Origin of the sequence: Novosphingobium sp. P6W (assembly GCF_000876675.2) — a bacterium.
Lineage (GTDB): Bacteria > Pseudomonadota > Alphaproteobacteria > Sphingomonadales > Sphingomonadaceae > Novosphingobium.
On sequence record NZ_CP030353.1, the window covers coordinates 1,442,501 to 1,459,885 of the forward strand.

Below are 17,385 nucleotides of genomic sequence, written 5' to 3' on the forward strand. Positions count from 1 at the left end.
CCAGCGTGACCTCGACTTATTCCGATTACGCCACGCTGGAACAGAACAAGCGCAAGCGCGTGGCGGCGACGTATGATTACCAGTCGCAAGGGGACGACGTCATTCGCGAGGCGCATCTGGTCGGCTACTGGCAGCGCCTGAACCTGCGGACGAGGACGCAGGCGACACGCCTGACATCTCCGATCGGCGAATACGACCGCGACAGCGACCTGCAGGACGAATCGTATGGCCTCAACGGCTCTATCGTCGCGGCCGCGAGCACGGGCGCGGTGGACCATGCGATCAGTCTGGGCGGCGAGGTTTACAGGACCAAGACCAGCCAGTACGCCGCCGGCGTCGATAACTGCACGGCCGCGATCTTCAGCTGTTCGTTCCTGCACGTGAACCAGTCCGACATGCCCGACGTGAAAAGCACCGATCTTGGCCTCTACATCCAGGACCGCATGACGTTCGGCGCCCTCCACCTAACGCCGGGCCTGCGCTACGACTGGTATCGTCGTACCCCGCAGGAAACGGCGACCTACACGCTCAACGCGGCCTACGAAGGTCTGCCCGCCCGTTCCAGCGACTCAAAATTATCGCCCAAGGTTCTGGCCGAATTCGACCTGACGCCGGGCTTCACCCTCTACGGCCAGTGGTCGCGGGCATTCCGCGCGCCTTCCGCTACCGAATTGTACCTGACGTATGGCGGCACCGGCAGCTATGTCAGCATCGGCAACCCCGACCTCAAACCCGAGACCAGCAACGGCTACGAAGTGGGCGCGAAGTTCGGTGACGCGGCGCGCGGTTTCAAGGTCAGCGTCTACGACAACTACTACCGCAACTTCATCGACACGGTCACCACCACCGCCGCCGCAGCCGGGCTGAGCGGCAGCTACCCCTTCGGCGTGTTCAAGTACGTCAACCGCGCCCATGTGCGCATCTACGGCGCCGAGGCCAGTGCGCAGTGGGCGTTCGATGACAACTGGCGCGTATGGGGTTCCATCGCCTACGCCCACGGCAGGGATACCGACGAGGACACCTACCTCAATTCCATTCCGCCGCTGCGCGGCATCGCCGGGGTGGGCTATCAGCAGGAGCGCTTTGGGGCAGACCTGTCGGCCACGGTCGCGGCGGCGCGCAACAAGGTGGAAAACCCCGCCTCTACACTCAACAAGACGGGCAGCTACGGCATCGTCGATTTCACCGCCTGGGTGAAGCCGGGCCTGTTCGACGGCCTGCGTCTGCAGGGCGGCGTGTACAACCTGCTCGACAAGACGTACTACAACGCCCTCGACATCCCCGACAGTTCGACCGTACCGCAGCTTTACTACAGCCAGCCGGGACGGACCTGGAAGGCATCGATGATCCTGTCGTTCTAACGACCGGTACGCGGCGCGGGCATCCGGTGCCCGCGCCCGTTTATCCACTTAAAGGACAGTAGTTTCCATGAATACCACCCTTCAGGCGCCTCTCGAAGCCAGCCGCGCCAAGAGGCTGAAGGCGGCGACTAACGACACGCACGACCGGCTCGACAAGCGCATCATGGCTGCCGAACCTTTCGCCAGCGTCGAGAATTGCGGCCGGTTCCTGAGTGTGCAGTACCAGTTCCACCGCGATATCGACGCGCTATATGCCAACGAGCAACTGGCCGCGCTGCTGCCCGACCTCGCCGAGCGCCGCCGTCTCGGTCAGATCCGCCAGGATATCGAGGACCTTGGTCTGCCGCTGCCGGAGTCGGGCGGCGAAGTGCCTTTCGGTGCCGGCGCATCGGTGGACCTGCCTACTGCGCTGGGCTGGCTGTACGTGGCCGAAGGATCGAATCTGGGCGCCGCCTTCCTGTTCAAGATGGCGCGGGCGCTGGGCCTCGACGAGAATCGCGGCGCCAGCCATCTGGCGGGGCACCCTGATGGTCGCGCCCAGCACTGGCGCTCGTTCACCGGCGCGCTCGACGCCCTGACACTGGCGGAAGACGAGGAACTGCGATTGGCCGACGGGGCAAGGGCGGCTTTCCGCCGCGTCCACGGCCTGGTGGAATCCGAGTAAAGGCCTTTCAACGGGTACAACAGGGGTCTTCCTTCGCGCCGGTTTTTTCGAAAAAACGCAATCGCTCAAGAGCCTTAGGTCCGCGTTAACCAGTCGCAGCTAACTTTGCCCCGTTAATCCTAGGGGCACTAGATTCGATGTTCGACGTTTTGCTGTGTATTCACGAACAGCACAATGAGTGGTTTGTCCTGCTCGCTGCCGTGATCTGCGTCATCTCCACGATGAGCGCGGTCCAGCTTATCCGCCATGCACGCCACCTTTCCGGCAAGGCTGCCGCACGGTGGATCGCGGGCGCCGGTCTGGCGATCGGCTTCGGCATCTGGGCGACTCACTTCGTGGCAATGCTCGGCTATGACCCGGGCGTCATCGCCGGATACCAGATACCCGCGACAGCGCTGTCGTTGATCGTGGCGATCGCGATGACGACGATGTCCTTCGCCATCGCCATGGCCTGGCCCAACGTCCGGGGACTTGCTGCGGCCAGCCTGCTCGGCGGCGGCGGCATCGCCGCAATGCACTACTTGGGCATGTCGGCGCTGGAACTTCCGGCGCAGATCCAATGGCGCAGCGTATACGTCGTGGCATCTCTTATCTGCGTGGTCCTGCCGACTTACCCGGCGCTGGCCCTTGCGGTGCGCGGGCGCACCATGCGGGGCGCCATCGCCGCAGGCCTGCTGTTGACGCTGTCGGTCGTGCTGCTGCACTTCATCGGCATGACGGCGGTCGAACTGGTGCCAGCCCCGCTGAAGCTGCGCACCGGCGTGCTGCTTTCCCGTGACAGCATGGCGATGATGATCACGGCAGGATCGCTCTGCCTGCTCACCACCTGCATCGCAGTGTTGGCGATGGCCCGCCGTGCGCGCCTTACGCTTCATGCGACCGAGCGGGACATGTCCATCCTGGTAAAGGGCATCACCGACTGCGCCATCTACATGCTGGACCGCGACGGCAAGGTCGCCAACTGGAATGCGGGCGCGCAGCGCCTCAAGGGTTACGCGGAAAGCGAAGTCATCGGCATGCCGCTGGAACAGTTCTACACGCCCGAGGACCGCGCCGAAGGTCTGCCCAAGCGGGCGATGACGATGGCCATGCGAACCGGCAAGTACGTCGGCGAGGGCTGGCGCATGCGCCGTGACGGGACGCGTTTCTGGGCCCACGTCACGATCGAGAAGATTGCCGACGAAAACGGCGAGCACATCGGCTTCGCCAAGATCACCCGCGACATGGACCGCTTCAAGGAAGACGCGGACCGACTGAAGGAAATGACGGGGCACCTCGACGCGGCGCTGGGCAACATGCATCAGGGCCTGTGCCTGTTCGGCGCGGACAAGCGCCTGCTGCTGGTCAACGCCCGCTTCACGCAGATCTGGAGGATCGACCTCGACGTGCACCTGCCCGGCATGACGATCGAACAGGTCGCCCGTACCGCGCTGAACGGAGTGACCTGCCCTGCCGGGTCGCAGCGTCCGATCGAAGAGATGCGCCGCCTTTTCGCGCGGCCCGCCGCCGATGCCGGTTCCACGCCGGAAATCCTGGAATTCGGCGATACGCTGGTCGTCTCGATGGTCAGCCGCGCCATGCCTGGCGGCGGCTGGGTGACGACGTTCGAAGACATCACCGAGCGTCGCCGCTCCGATGCCAAGATCGCGCATATGGCGATGCACGACAGCCTTACCGGGCTGCCCAACCGTTCCAGCTTCGCACACTGGATCGACGCGGAACTGGAGCAGGCCCGCCACTTCGGCCATCAATTGACCTCGGTGATGATCGACCTCGACCGCTTCAAGGAAATCAACGACACGCGCGGCCACAGCGCCGGCGATGCTGCCCTGCAGCACCTTTCGAAGCGCCTGCTTGATGTGCTGACGGAGGGCGAGGTCGTTGCCCGGCTCGGAGGAGACGAGTTCGCCGCCGCCAAGCGCTTCAAGGACAAGGCCGAACTGGCCGCGTTCCTCGGCCGGCTGGAGAACTGCTTCGCAACCCCGTTCGGACCGGCGGACAATAGCTTCTATCTGGGCGCCAGCATTGGCGTGGCGGTGTTCCCGCAGGACGGCGATCAGCGCGAACAGCTGCTCAACAACGCTGACCTCGCGATGTACCGTGCCAAGGCGAACGTGGGTGAGCGGCTTGCTTACTACGAGCCGGAAATGGACGAAACGGCGCGCGCTCGCCGCCAGATCGCCAACGATCTTCGTCATGCCCTCGACCGCAATGAACTGACGCTAGTATATCAGCCGCAGCATGGCCTGGCGACCGGCGAGATGACCGGGTACGAGGCGCTGCTGCGCTGGGAACACCCGACGCGCGGCTTCATCGCGCCTGACGACTTCATCCCGATTGCCGAGGAAACCGGCGAGATATTCCGCATCGGCGAATGGGTCCTGCGCCAAGCCTGCATCGAGGCGATGGCATGGCCCAACGAACTGAAGATCGCCGTGAACCTTTCCGCCGTCCAGCTCTCTCAGAGCGATCTGGTCCAGGTGGTGCACGGCATTCTGATCGAGACCGGGCTTTCGCCCCGGCGGCTTGAACTTGAGATCACCGAAACCGCGATCATCGGCGACAAGCTGCGCGCGCTGCACTTGCTGCGCCAGATCAAGGCGCTGGGCATCAGCATCGCAATGGATGATTTCGGCACCGGCTATTCCTCGCTCGACACGCTCCATTCCTTCCCGTTCGACAAGATCAAGATCGACAAATCTTTCCTGCTGCGCTCGCAGACCAGCGGTCAGGCGCGGGCGATCATCAAGGCCGTCCTCGCTTTGGGGCAGAGCCTGAACGTCCCGGTCCTGGCCGAAGGCGTGGAGACGCTCGATCAGGTTGCATTACTGAAGGAGCAGGGATGCGACGAAGCTCAGGGGTACTATTTCGGACGGCCCGGGGCCTCACCCAGCCTTTCTGCCGGGCATGTCGTGATAACCGGGCTAGTCGATGAGTTGCCGGTGAGGGCCGCTTCGGCAGCCTGATCGCGCGGTGTATCTTCGCAATCGGAATGGCGCGCGGCTAAGAGGCGGATGACGCCGCGCATGGCATGGTGGCAGGGCGCCCATTCAAGGCCGTCAAAAAGGGACAGGCACCGCTCGCGATGAGTATCGCTCATCGCTGCGTGCAATTTTGATGGCCTGATCATGGGAATGGTCATGTACTATCTCGCAGGTGCAACACGCTTACTGCCGAGCCATCTTTCCCAGCCATCTCCCGAGGATCATCCATGCAAGTCAAAGCTTATGGCGTTTCCGCCAATGCCCGTCCGCTCGAACCGCTGCTGATCGAACGCCGCGAAACCGGCCCGCGCGATGTCGCGATCGACATCAGCTACTGCGGCGTCTGCCATTCGGACCTGCACACCGCGCGCGGTGAATGGGGCGAGACGCTGTACCCTTGCGTACCGGGCCATGAAATCGTCGGCACCGTCAGCGCCGTGGGCGCCGACGTCACGCGCTTCAAGGTGGGCGATACCGTCGGCGTAGGTTGCCTCGTCGACAGCTGCGGCCATTGCGGTTCGTGCAAGGAAGACCTCGAAAACTACTGCACCACTGGCTGGACCGGCACTTACGGCGCCCCGACGGCAGATGCGCCGGGCCATACGCTGGGCGGTTATTCGCAGGCCATCGTCGTCGACGAGCATTTCGTCCTGACCATCAGCCACCCCAAGGAACAGCTCGCCGCCGTTGCGCCGCTGCTTTGCGCGGGCATCACCACGTACTCGCCGCTGCGCCACTGGAATGCGGGCCCCGGCAAGAAGGTTGGCGTCGTCGGCATCGGCGGACTGGGTCACATGGCGATCAAGATCGCCCATGCCATGGGCGCGCATGTCGTCGCCTTCACTTCGACCCCGGCCAAGCGGCAGGATGCCAAGGATCTTGGCGCCGACGAAGCCGTGGTTTCGCGCGACGAGGACGAGATGGCGGCCCACGCCGGCAGCTTCGACCTCATCATTGACACGGTCGCGGCAAGCCACAGCCTCGACACTTACGTCAACCTGCTGCAGCGCGACGGTACGCTGGTCCTGCTGGGCGTCCCCGACCAGCCGCACCCCACCCCCAACGTCGGCGGGCTGATCTTCGGCCGCAAGACCATCGCCGGCTCGCTGATCGGTGGTATCGCCGAAACGCAGGAAATGCTGGACTTCTGTGCCGAGCACGGGATCGTCTCGGACGTTGAAATGATCGAAATGCAGCAGATCGACGAGGCTTACGACCGCATGGTCCGCAGCGACGTACGCTACCGCTTCGTGATCGACAGCGCTTCGCTTGCAAAGGACGTAGCAGCCTAAGGCTGCCGCGCTTTTCGGGTAGATACCGGCGTCCCCGCCCAGTCGGGGACGCCGCTTCTTCTGCTCCCTTTTGCTCTCTGCATTGACAGGAGCGAGCGGGAGATGATCATGGGGCCATGCCTGCCACGATCCTGATCGTCGACGACGACCCTCACATACGCCAGCTTCTGGTCTTTGCCTTCACCAAGGCGGGGTTCGCCACGATCGAAGCCGGTGACGGTGAGGAAGCGCTGGAGAAGGTGAAGGGCCACGGCCCCGACCTTGTCATCCTCGACATCAACATGCCGCGCATGGACGGGCTGGAAGTGTGCCGCCGCCTGCGGGCGGACAGCGAAGTGCCGATCTTCTTCCTGTCCTCGCGCGATGACGAGAGCGACCGCGTGCTCGGTATCGAACTGGGCGGCGACGATTATGTGGTGAAGCCATTTTCTCCGCGTGAGGTGGTGGCCCGCGCGGCCGCGATCCTGCGGCGCACCGCCGCCCGGCCTCCGCAAGACAAGGCGGAAACGGAAAAGCCAGCGGCGGCGCAAAGCGCCGGAGTGCTGCGCCAGGGCCTGCTCAGCCTCGATCCCGAAAGCTGGACCGCGCAGTGGCAAGGCCAGGAGGTGAGCCTGACCGCTACCGAGTTCACCATCCTGCGCACCTTGCTGGAAGCTCCGGCACGCATCTTCTCCCGCGACCAGATGATCGACCGTTTCCGGGGCCCCGGCTTTGCGATGACGGACCGGACCGTGGACAGCCACGTGCGCAACCTGCGGCGCAAGTTCGCCGACGTGGGCGGCAGCGACGTGATCGAGACGCGCGCCGGGATCGGCTACCGCATGGGCGCATGTGCCGGAGCCGCGGCCTCGTCATGATCCCTCGGCTCAAGGGCCTGGTCGGCCGGTTCTGGCCGGTCCTTCGCCTGCGCACGTTTCTGCTGGGCACGCTGCTGTTCGTGGCGGCCTTGCCCGGCCTCGGTGCGATTTTCCTGCGCGTTTACGAAAACGCGCTGGTGCGCCGGACCGAGGCGGAGCTTGTGGCGCAGGGCGCGGCGCTGGCTGCCAGCGCTGCGATCGTGGCGCGAGGCATTCCGATGCAGGCCGTGCCGCTGGAGGACACGCAGCGCTATCACGAGCGCAAGACCGAGGTTGACTTGCGCTCCTCCCCGATCCTGCCGCCTCGTCCGCGCGCGGCCATCACCAACAGGCTGCCGGACCCGGCGGCGCTGGTGCTGGCCCGCCAGATGATGCCTGCGTTCCGGGAAACCAAGGTGACGACGCTTGCCGCGATCCTGATGCTCGACCGGCACGGCGTGCTGCTCAACGGGCAGGCCGGCGGGCGCAGCTTTGCCATGCTGCCGGAAGTGCGCATCGCGCTGGGCGGCAGCGCGGTGACGGTGCTGCGCAAGAACGAAGGGTACGTGCGCCGCTATCCGCTGGAATGGCTGAGCCGGGCTGCGCAGATCCGCCTGCACCATGCACGCCCGATCATGGTCGACGGCAAGGTGGTGGGGGTCCTGCTGTTATCACGCTCGCCGCGCGCGCTTTTCCTTGGCATCTACGAGGACCGGGGCAAGATCGCGCTGGGCGGTGTGGTGATCCTGGGGCTGCTGTTCGCGCTGACATCGGTGCTGTCGCGCGCGATCGTGAGGCCGGTGGAGCGGCTTAGCCAGGCAACGCGCGAACTGGCCTCGGGCAGGCGAGTCGCGGCGCGGCAGTCTTCGCTGCAGGTGGTGGAGATCAGGGCCCTGTTCCACGATTTCGAGCAGATGGCCGACAGCATCGAGAAACGTTCGCGCTACTTGCGTGATTTCGCTGCCTCGGTCAGCCATGAGTTCAAGACCCCGCTGGCCGCGATGTCCGGCGCCATCGAGCTGTTGCAGGACCACGGCGGCGACATGGCTTTGGCCGACCGCGAGCGGTTTCTTGCCAATATGGCCGCCGATGCGCGGCGCCTCTCGCGCCTTGTGGGACGGCTGATGGAACTGGCGCGGGCGGACGTCCTTGTGAGAGAGCCCGATGCCAGCGCACCGGTCCACGGTATCCTCGCCTCCATGGCCGATGCCATGACGCGTGACCGGTTCCGCGTGAATCTCTTGCTGTCCGAGCCATCCTCGACGCTGGTTCCTGCGGTTGCCATGGACCCCGGCGCACTGGAGGCGGTGCTGACCACGCTGGCCGAGAACGCGCGGCAGGCGGGGGCGTCCCGGCTGGAGGTGACGTTGACGGTGCAGGACGACGACTGGGTACGCCTTGATCTTGTCGATGACGGGCCTGGCATTCCAGAGGCAGACCGGGAGCGGGTGTTCGACCCTTTCTTCACCAGCAAGCGCGAGGAAGGGGGCACCGGGCTGGGCCTCGCCATAGCCCGCTCGCTGCTCGATGCGTATGGCGGTGTGCTGGAATTGCTGCGCTCGCCACAAGGCGCGCATTTCCGCGTGCTGTGTCCCAAGGCAGAGGATCACACGGTGAGAGTAGCCGAATAGCTACCGGGTTCGACTGACCCAAGCGGCGGGACGGGGAGGGATAGCGGCCGTGCGGCGGGGTCAAGGTGCAAAGCTCCCTCGCACCGGTCCCATGCTTCAGCCTGTAGCCCTGACATTGCCGATATTTCATCTGCCCGTGAGGGCGATGCAATCCAGGCATGCGTACTGCGATGGTAGCCCCACGGAGTCCGCCATGCGATATACCTTGCTCATCCCTTTCCTCGTCGCGATCGCCGGGCCTGCCTTCGCGAGTGAGGGACATGCGGCGGCCGATGCCGAAGGCATCTGGCTGAACCCGAAACACACCGTCGCCGTGCATACCGATGCGTGCGGCCAGAACCGGACGCCAACCCTGTGCGGCCGGATCGTGTGGGCCAGTACCCAGGCCCAGGCCGATGCGCGTGACAGCGATGTGCCCCGCCTGCTCGGCACTGAAATCCTTCAAGACTACCGCTTTCATGGCCATGGCACCTGGAGCGGCACCGTGTTCGTGCCCGACATGGGCCGCCGCTTCACGTCCGAGATCGACCAGCTTTCGCCTACGCAATTGAAGGTCAAGGGCTGCATCCTGGGCGGGCTGCTATGCAAGTCGCAGGTCTGGACCCGTATCGGGCAAGTACCGGCATGAAACCCCTGCGCAGCCTTATTGCCCTGATCGAACGGCGGCGGCGTTTGGTTACGCTGGGCGTGGTGCTGGCGGTGATCGCGCTGGGCTTTGCCGCGCTCGATGCCCTGACGCACGAGATCCGCTATTCGCAGGTTCGCGCGGCTGTTCATGCGCTGACCACCGCCCAGATCGTGCTGGCGCTGGGGTTCACCGCTGCAAGCTACCTCGCGCTGACATTCTACGATTACCTTGCGCTGCGCATCGTCGGGCGCCCGCTGCCCTGGCGAACGGCGGCGCTGGCCTCGTTCACCAGCTATACCCTCAGCCACAACCTGGGCCTTTCGCTGCTGACCGGCGGCTCTGCGCGCTATCGCATCTACGTCGCGGCGGGGCTCGACGGGCCTGATGTCGCGCGGGTGGTGGCGCTGGCGGCGGGCAATTTCTGGGCCGGGGTCATCACGATCGCGGGCGCTGCCATGCTGTTTCATCCCGGCGGGCTGGACCTGCCCGGAGTAGCGCTGGGGGCAGGTCTCACCCACCTTGCGGGCGCGGCGATGGTGGTGTTCATGGCGGTGCTGGTAGTCGCGGCGGCGCGCGTAAAAAGCCCGCTTCGGGTTATGGGCGTAAGCCTGCCGTTGCCGCGCCCGGGACAGATCATGGCGCAGATAGGCATCGGCTTCGTCGACCTGTCCTGCGCGGCGGCGGCGCTTTTCGTGCTGCTCCCCGGCGCTGCTCCGGCCCTGCTGCCCGCCTTCGTGCTGGCCTATGCGCTGGGCATAGTCGTTGCGTTGGTAAGCCATGTTCCCGGCGGTCTGGGCGTGTTCGAGGCAGTGGTCCTTGCCATCGTGCCGGGAGACCGGGCGACGCTGTTCGCCGCGCTGATCGCCTATCGCCTCGTCTATTATCTGCTGCCGCTGGTGCTGGCGGCGCTGCTGCTGGCCTGGCACGAAAGCCGCCGCAGCCGCCGCCTCGCCCAACTGGTCGGCGGCATGCATACGCTGGCCACCAGCCTCTCGCCGCTGCTGCTGAGCTGCTCGGCATTCCTGGGCGGCGGGATGCTGCTCCTGTCGGGTTCGTTGCCGGCAATCCATGCCCGCATGGGCCTGCTTGCCGATTTCCTGCCGCTGCCCTTCATCGAGGCGAGCCACATTGCCGCCAGCCTTGTGGGCACGGCGCTGCTGCTGCTGGCGCCGGGGCTTTACCGCCGGCTGGACGGAGCCTGCCTGGCGACGCGGCTGCTGCTGGTGGCGGGGGCCTTCTTCTCGCTGACCAAGGGTATCGACTATGAGGAGGCGGCAGCCTGCCTTGCGCTTGCCGGCCTGCTCCAGCTGACGCGCGGCGCCTTCTACCGCCGCACTGCGCTGACCGAGACGCCGCTGACCGCCGGCTGGCTGGCGGCGATCGCGATGGTCGGCGGGCTGGCGCTATGGGCCGGGATGTTTGCCTACCGCCACATTCCCTACGACGACGATCTGTGGTGGAAGTTCGCGCTGCAGGCCAATGCCCCGCGCTACTTGCGGGCCGCGCTGGCCTGCGCCGTGTTCCTTGCCGGTTTTGCCCTGTGGCGGCTTTTCGCGCCCTCGGCGTCGCGCCCTCACGGCGAAAGCGTGGAGGAGGCGGGTCCGGCAATCCGCGCCATCCTCGCCACCAGCGGGCGGACCGAGGCGATGCTGGCGCTGACCGGCGACAAGCGCTTCCTGGTCTCCGCCGCGCGCGATGCTTTCATCATGTACCAGGTCAAGGGATCGAGCTGGGTCGTCATGGGCGATCCGGTAGGCGCGGAGCAATCCTGGGGCGAACTGCTCTGGGCGATCCGCGACCTGTCGCACCGCCAGCAGGGGCGGTTGATGCTGTATGAAGTATCCCCCGCCGCGCTCGATCTTGCCATCGGCATGGGGCTGCAGATCGTGAAATACGGAGAGGAGGCAATCGTTGACCTCCCCGCTTTCGAACTGGGCACGCCGCAATTGCGCAGCGTGCGCAAGTCCGAGCGGGTCGCCGCCAAGGCCGGGGCGAGCCTGCGCGTGGTTCCTGCCGCCGCCGTGCCAGTGATCCTGGACGAACTGGAGGCCATCTCGGCCGAGTGGATGGCCGCGAAGGGCCACCGCGAGAAAGGCTTCAGCCTCGGCAGTTTCGAGCGCGAATACCTGTGCAACTTCGACATGGCGCTGGTCATGGTGGAGGGGCGCATCGTTGCCTTCGCCAACCTGTGGCTGACGCAGGACAAGGCCGAGGCTTCGGTAGACCTCATGCGCCACCGCGCCGATGCCCCGCGCGGGACGATGGACTTCCTGTTCGCCAACCTGCTGGTCTGGGCCAAGGCGCGCGGATATCGGCGCTTTACCCTGGGCCAGGTGCCTTTGTCGGGGATCGACGGGCGGCACCTCGCGCCCGCCTGGGCCAAGGCCGCCGCGCTGGTGTTCCGGCATGGCGAGAGCTTCTACGGCTTTCGCGGTCTGCGCGGCTACAAGGAGAAGTTCGCGCCGCACTGGGAGCCTCGCTACGTCGCCGGGCCGCATGGCATCGGTCTGATTCAGGGGCTGCACGACGTATCGCGCCTGATCGGCAGCGGCCCTGCCGCCGCGCCCGCCGCCGCCCGGCGCACCGTGCAGGTGCCCGAATCCTCCACCGTTCACCCCCGCCCTCTCGAAAGAATGTTGCCGGCATGACAAATCCGTCTTCCCGCCCCTTGGCGCGCCCGCTCCATCGCTGCCTGCTGCTGTGCCTGCTTGTGCTGGCGGCGTTGGCGATTGCGGTGACAAATGCTCCGGCGCTGCACTTGCTGGGGTCCGAGCCGGTCAAGATGTTCCCGGCATCGGGGCCTGCGCGCGCGGGGCGATTACGGCTGGCGGCGGTGTTTCTTTCGGGCGACATGGGGTTCAAATTCGGCATGGGCGCGCACATCGCGCAGGCCATTGCGGACAGGGGGATTCCCGTTGTCGGGATCAACTCCCCCGTGGTTTTCGCCCACCATCACTCGCGGACAGAGGCGGACGCCGTTGTCGCCGGGGCTATCCGCCTTGCGCTTGCCCGCACCGGAGCCGACCGGATATTGCTGATGGCCCAGTCCTACGGAGCGGACATCGTCGCCACCGCCGCGCCGGACCTGCCGCCGGATCTTCGCGCGCGCATCCTGGCAATCGACCTGACAGTGCCGGCCCAGGATGTCTACTTCCGCGCCGATCCCAGCACCCTGGCCTACCTCGGCGCCCCCGACGCACGGCCGCTGCAGGCCTTGCGCGCGGTGCATTGGGCGCCGGTGATCTGCGTCTACGGGCGCGAGGAGACGGACAGCCTCTGCCCCGGGCTGACAGGCACCGGCGCCCGCGTCATCGGGCTGCCGGGCAACCATCATCTCAATCACGACCGCGCGGGGGTCATCGCGGCAACGCTTGGCGCGCTGCGCGCCGCCGTGCCCGAAGCGGAGGTCTGAGCATGGCGAGTGATCCCGCCCGCCTCGGCCGCCGTGCGCAGGGAACCCTGGCAGACTGCCGGGCCGAACGACACGTCGCGGCTTCGAACATCGCGGTGGACGCGTCGGGCATCCAGAGCTGCCGTTGCCGGGTCTGCGGCTGCGAGTTGCGGCGCCTGCCCTCGCTGCGGCGCTGGTTCCGCTCCGGCATGATGGGGTGATCCTGCGGCGGGCTTGGAGCCGGGCGGGCCGAACATGACGAAAATTTAAGGCAGCGCTCAGGTCGCCCTCATGACGGGGGGCCTATCCGGCAGGTCGTTATCCCTCGCGCATCGCCGGAAAGCCGTCATGTCCAAGCCCATCTTCTACGATCCCACCGGACGCCGCAGCCGCTGGGCGCGGCGTGTCCTCTCCCTGCTGCTGGTGGCCGTCATCATCGGTGCGGTGGCCTTTGCGACCACGCTGGTCGCGGTGCCGGCCCAGCGCGAGCTTGAACTGCCCCTCCAGCGCCTGCACGCCTCCTCCCTGCATGGATCGCCGCTCAAGCACCGGCTGACCTCGTGGCTGCCCAAACTGCACCCCGCCGGGCAGCAGAAGCCGCTGAGCATCGGCTTCTATGTGCCGAACAATGATTCCAGTTTCCTGTCGCTGGTCCACCACGGCAACGATCTCGACTGGGTGGTGCCGGCGCTCGTCAGTGTGTCCGGGCCAACCCACGATGTGCAGATCGAAAGCGATGCGCGCTTCGACCACCTCGTCGCCGGGGAGGCGCATCGCTTCAAGGTGCTGCCGATGGTGCAGAACTTCGGCGCGACCGAGTGGGACGGCGCCGGCGCCGCCTCGCTGATGCACGACAAGGCTCAGCGCCGCGCTTTCGAGCAGCGCCTGGGCACTATGGTCGCCCAGCGCGGCGAGAAGGGGCTGGTGATGGATTTCGAGGCGCTGCCCACCAGCGCCATGCCGGACTATATCGCCTTTCTCAGCGAACTTCGCGCTGCCCTCCCGCAAGGCTCGCATCTGGCGGTGACGGTGCCTGCGGACACCGAGGGCTGGCCGCTCGAAGCGCTGGCAAAGGTTTCAGACAAGATCATCTTCATGGCCTACGACCAGCATTGGGAAGGCGGCGAGGCGGGCCCGATCGCGCCGCAGGACTGGTTCCTGCGCGAAGTGCAGGGCGCCCTGAAGCGCATCGGCCCCGACCGGATCGTCGTAGCGCTGGGCAGCTATGCCTACGACTGGCACGGCGACGATACGGACGCCCTATCGATCGAGGACGCATGGCTGGCCGCGCATGACAGCGGCGCGAAGGTTTCGTTCGACCCCGCCAGCGGCAATGCGGCCTTCGCCTATGACGATGACGCGGGCGCCGGGGGAGGGGGGCATCACACGATCTGGATGCTGGATGCGGCCACCAACTGGAACGAGCTGGCCGCCCTGAAGCGGCTGGGCATCCAGGACATGGCGATGTGGCGTCTGGGGACCGAGGATTCGGGCTTCTGGGCCGACCTTGCCGCATTCCGCAAGGGCGGCACGCCGGACCTTTCCACCCCCAAGGCGCTCAGCAGCGCAGACATCGAGGGCTCGGGCGAAATCCTGCGCATCACCGCCACCCCGCGCGATGGCGACCGCGCCGTCCGCTTCGACGCCGAGGGCATGATCCGGGATGAACAGTACCAATCCCTGCCCACGCCTTACGTGGTCCAGCGTGCCGGAGGCTCCAACCCCAAGGTCCTGGCGCTGACCTTCGACGATGGCCCCGATCCCACCTGGACCCCGCTGATCCTGAACGAACTGGAAGCAGCGCACGTCCCCGGCACGTTCTTCGTCATCGGCGAAAACGCGCTCGGCAGTCCCGGCCTGCTCAAGCGCATCGTCGCCGACGGGGACGAACTGGGCAACCACACCTATACCCATCCCAACCTCGCCAATGCCGGGGGCCAGCAAACCCGTCTTGAACTGAACGCCACCCAGCGGCTGGTGGAAGCCTATACCGGGCGCAGCATGACCTTGTTCCGCGCCCCCTATTTCGGGGACGCCGAGCCGACCACGCCCGACGAACTGGGGCCAGCCCTGGAAGCACAGAAAGCGGGCTATACCGTTGTCGGCCTTCACGTCGATCCGAACGACTGGCAGCGACCGGGGACCGAATCGATTGTCCAGCAGGTCCTCGATCAGGTTCATTCCGCGTCGAGCACCAATGCGATGAACGTGATCCTCCTGCACGACGGCGGCGGCAACCGCGCCGAGACGGTGGCCGCGCTGCCGCGCATTATCGAGACGCTCAAGGGCGAAGGCTATAGCTTCGTTACGGCTTCGCAGCTGGTCGGTATTCCGCAGGCCCGTGCGATGCCGGTGATTTCCTCGCCCGATCTGGCGGCTGTGCGGGTCGACGTTGCGGCCTTCGTCTTGCTGATGACGGTTTCCGCGATCCTAGCCTGGGTGTTCTATGTCGCGATCTCGCTGGGCATGGCGCGCGCCGTCATCATGGCCGGTCTCGCCTGGTTCCAGAGCCGCCGCCAGCGCGCCGAACCGCCGCATTACGAGCCCACCGTATCGGTCATCATCCCCGCCTTCAACGAGGAGCGGGTAATTGCCGGCTCGATCGCGCGGGTGCTGGCAAGCGATTACCCTGCCTTGCAGGTGATCGTCGCCGACGATGGATCCAAGGACGCCACCAGCACCATCGTGCGCGAGATCTTCGGCGAAGACCCGCGTGTGACGCTGCTAACGCTGCGCAACGGCGGCAAGGCTGCGGCCCTGAACCGGGCGCTGCGCGATGCGACAGGCGATGTCGTCATCGCGCTGGACGCGGACACGCAGTTCGAGCCGGAGACGATCCGCCGCCTCGCCCGCTGGTTCGCCGACCCGGAGATCGGCGCGGTTGCCGGCGATGCGCGGGTGGGCAACCGGGTGAACCTCGTCACGCGCTGGCAGGCGGTGGAATACATCACCGCGCAGAACCTGGAGCGCCGCGCCCTGGCGGGCTTCGACGCGATGACCGTGGTGCCCGGCGCAGTGGGTGCATGGCGGCGCACGGCGCTGGATTCGGTCGGCGGCTATCCCGAGGACACGCTGGCAGAGGATCAGGATCTCACCATCGCCATCCAGCGCGCCGGCTGGCGCGTCACCTACGATCCGCGCGCCGTTGCCTGGACCGAGGCGCCCGAAAGCTTTGCCGCGCTGGCCAAGCAGCGTTTCCGCTGGGCGTTCGGCACGCTGCAATGCCTGTGGAAGCACCGCAAGGTGATCTCGCGCCGGAAGCCTTCCGGGCTGGGTCTGGTGGGTCTGCCGCAGGCCTGGCTGTTCCAGATCGGCTTTGCGGCGATCTCGCCCCTGATCGACCTGGCGCTGGTCATGTCGATCATCGGGACGGCAGTGCGCGTCTTGGCCCATGGCTGGGCGCAAACGCGCGGAGACGTGGGAACCATGGCGGTCTACTGGACCGTATTCACCGCGATCGACGTGCTGTGCGGCTGGGTTGCCTATCGTCTGGACGGGCACAAGGTGCCTTATCCGGCCCACCTGCTGGTGGCGCAGCGGCTGGTCTATCGCCAGATCATGTACTGGGTGGTGCTGCGCGCCATCGCCTCCGCCGTAGCGGGCTGGGTGGTTGGCTGGGGCAAGCTGGAGCGCACGGGCCGGGTGACGGCGGCGCATCCGGCCTGAGGCTGAGAACCTATGGACCCCGTGGTCCCGGACAAGTCCGGGACCACGCAGGGTTCAGCCCAGGTAAGTGCCTGCCGGGTTGCCGGTAACGCCGCACTCCACCTCGAACAAGGCGCCGTCGAATTCCGATTCCGGCAATCCCTTCGACGCCGAAGTCACGAACATGCGGTCCAGATTCGCGCCGGCAAAGGCGATGTTGGTGATGCGTCTGGCCGGCAGTTCGATCGAGCGATCGCGCGTGCCGTCCGGGGCGAAGCGGCTGATCCGTCCGCCGTCCCAGTGCGCCACCCATAGGAAGCCTTCCGCGTCGGTGGTCATGCCGTCCGGGTAGCCGTCTTCCTCGGAGAAACGGATGAACTCCTCGCGCGGGCCCGCTCCATTGGCATCGAACGGGAAGCGGTAGATCGTGCGGCGGCCGGAGTCGGTGTGGTAGAGCCAGTTCCCGCAAGGCGAGAACGCAGGGCCGTTGGTCACGGTGTAGCCAGTGTCGATCAACTGCCATGCGCCGTCGGGCGAAAGGCGGTAGAACGAGCCGGTGGCATTCTCCTCGGCCATTTCCATCGTGCCGCACCAGATCGCGCCGTGGTGGTCGGCCTTGCCGTCGTTCATGCGGTTGCCGGGCAGGTGCGGTTCGGGATCATGGCGCGAGGCGATGGTCAGCGGGTCAAGCGAGATCGCGGCGACACCGTCGCGAAAGCCGCCGATCAGCCCGCCAGAGGCGCGCTGTGCAACCCAGCCGAGCGGCGCGGGCATGTCCCAGCGCGTGATCTCGCCGTCGGCCAGCGTCATGCGGTTGAGGGCGGGGGCGAGGATGTCGACCCAATAGAAAGCACCGTCGCGCTCGCACCACAGGGCACCTTCGCCCAGCGTGTCGCGCACGCCGCGTTCGATCTTGCGCCAGAGCGTCATCGCTTCTCTCCCGTATTGGGGGA

Annotated in this window: 12 protein-coding genes (1 of these 12 running past the window's edge); 11 read left to right on the forward strand and 1 reads right to left on the reverse strand. The window is 66.2% G+C overall.

Going from position 1 to position 17,385, the window contains the following annotated elements; translation table 11 throughout:
* The 11 genes from TQ38_RS22575 to TQ38_RS22625 form a co-directional block, all read left to right on the forward strand.
* Positions 1 to 1,361 carry the 3' portion of a TonB-dependent hemoglobin/transferrin/lactoferrin family receptor gene (locus TQ38_RS22575; protein WP_043978384.1) on the forward strand. Its footprint begins 856 nt before the window's first position, so the window shows 1,361 of its 2,217 coding nt (coding positions 857–2,217); its start codon lies beyond the left edge, outside the window; its stop codon occupies positions 1,359 to 1,361.
* 67 nt (positions 1,362 to 1,428) lie between these two features.
* Entirely contained in the window at positions 1,429 to 2,025 is a 597-nt protein-coding gene (locus TQ38_RS22580) for a biliverdin-producing heme oxygenase (RefSeq protein ID WP_043978382.1), read from the forward strand.
* Between the two features lie 137 nt (positions 2,026 to 2,162).
* Positions 2,163 to 4,991 (forward strand): EAL domain-containing protein, encoded by a 2,829-nt coding sequence (locus TQ38_RS22585; protein WP_043978379.1) that lies wholly within the window; start codon positions 2,163 to 2,165, stop codon positions 4,989 to 4,991.
* 245 nt (positions 4,992 to 5,236) lie between these two features.
* Complete coding sequence (locus TQ38_RS22590) at positions 5,237 to 6,301, forward strand: NAD(P)-dependent alcohol dehydrogenase (protein WP_043978377.1); 1,065 nt, start codon at positions 5,237 to 5,239, stop codon at positions 6,299 to 6,301.
* A gap of 116 nt (positions 6,302 to 6,417) precedes the next feature.
* Positions 6,418 to 7,158: a response regulator transcription factor gene (locus TQ38_RS22595; RefSeq protein ID WP_043978375.1), complete on the forward strand. Its 741-nt coding sequence runs from the start codon at positions 6,418 to 6,420 to the stop codon at positions 7,156 to 7,158.
* A complete protein-coding gene (locus TQ38_RS22600) occupies positions 7,155 to 8,768 on the forward strand; it encodes a cell wall metabolism sensor histidine kinase WalK (protein ID WP_043978415.1) in 1,614 nt (537 codons plus the stop codon). Before TQ38_RS22595 ends, TQ38_RS22600 begins: the two co-directional genes overlap by 4 nt.
* A 193-nt stretch (positions 8,769 to 8,961) precedes the next feature.
* Complete coding sequence (locus tag TQ38_RS22605; protein ID WP_043978373.1) at positions 8,962 to 9,396, forward strand: DUF2147 domain-containing protein; 435 nt, start codon at positions 8,962 to 8,964, stop codon at positions 9,394 to 9,396.
* On the forward strand, positions 9,393 to 12,044 hold the full coding sequence (gene mprF / locus TQ38_RS22610) for a bifunctional lysylphosphatidylglycerol flippase/synthetase MprF (protein ID WP_043978371.1): 2,652 nt from the start codon (positions 9,393 to 9,395) through the stop codon (positions 12,042 to 12,044). Before TQ38_RS22605 ends, mprF begins: the two co-directional genes overlap by 4 nt.
* Positions 12,041 to 12,808: an AcvB/VirJ family lysyl-phosphatidylglycerol hydrolase gene (locus TQ38_RS22615; protein WP_052505912.1), complete on the forward strand. Its 768-nt coding sequence runs from the start codon at positions 12,041 to 12,043 to the stop codon at positions 12,806 to 12,808. Before mprF ends, TQ38_RS22615 begins: the two co-directional genes overlap by 4 nt.
* A 2-nt stretch (positions 12,809 to 12,810) precedes the next feature.
* The gene (locus tag TQ38_RS22620; RefSeq protein WP_043978368.1) at positions 12,811 to 13,008 is read left to right on the forward strand and encodes a hypothetical protein; all 198 of its coding nucleotides are present in this window, start codon (positions 12,811 to 12,813) and stop codon (positions 13,006 to 13,008) included.
* Between the two features lie 127 nt (positions 13,009 to 13,135).
* Positions 13,136 to 16,453 carry a glycosyltransferase gene (locus TQ38_RS22625; RefSeq protein ID WP_043978366.1) on the forward strand — a complete coding sequence of 1,106 codons (3,318 nt, stop codon included), beginning with the start codon at positions 13,136 to 13,138 and terminating at the stop codon, positions 16,451 to 16,453.
* Between the two features lie 54 nt (positions 16,454 to 16,507).
* Here the strand turns inward: TQ38_RS22625 and TQ38_RS22630 are convergent, their stop codons facing one another.
* On the reverse strand, positions 16,508 to 17,362 hold the full coding sequence (locus tag TQ38_RS22630; RefSeq protein ID WP_043978364.1) for an SMP-30/gluconolactonase/LRE family protein: 855 nt from the start codon (positions 17,360 to 17,362) through the stop codon (positions 16,508 to 16,510).
* Positions 17,363 to 17,385 lie beyond the last annotated feature (23 nt).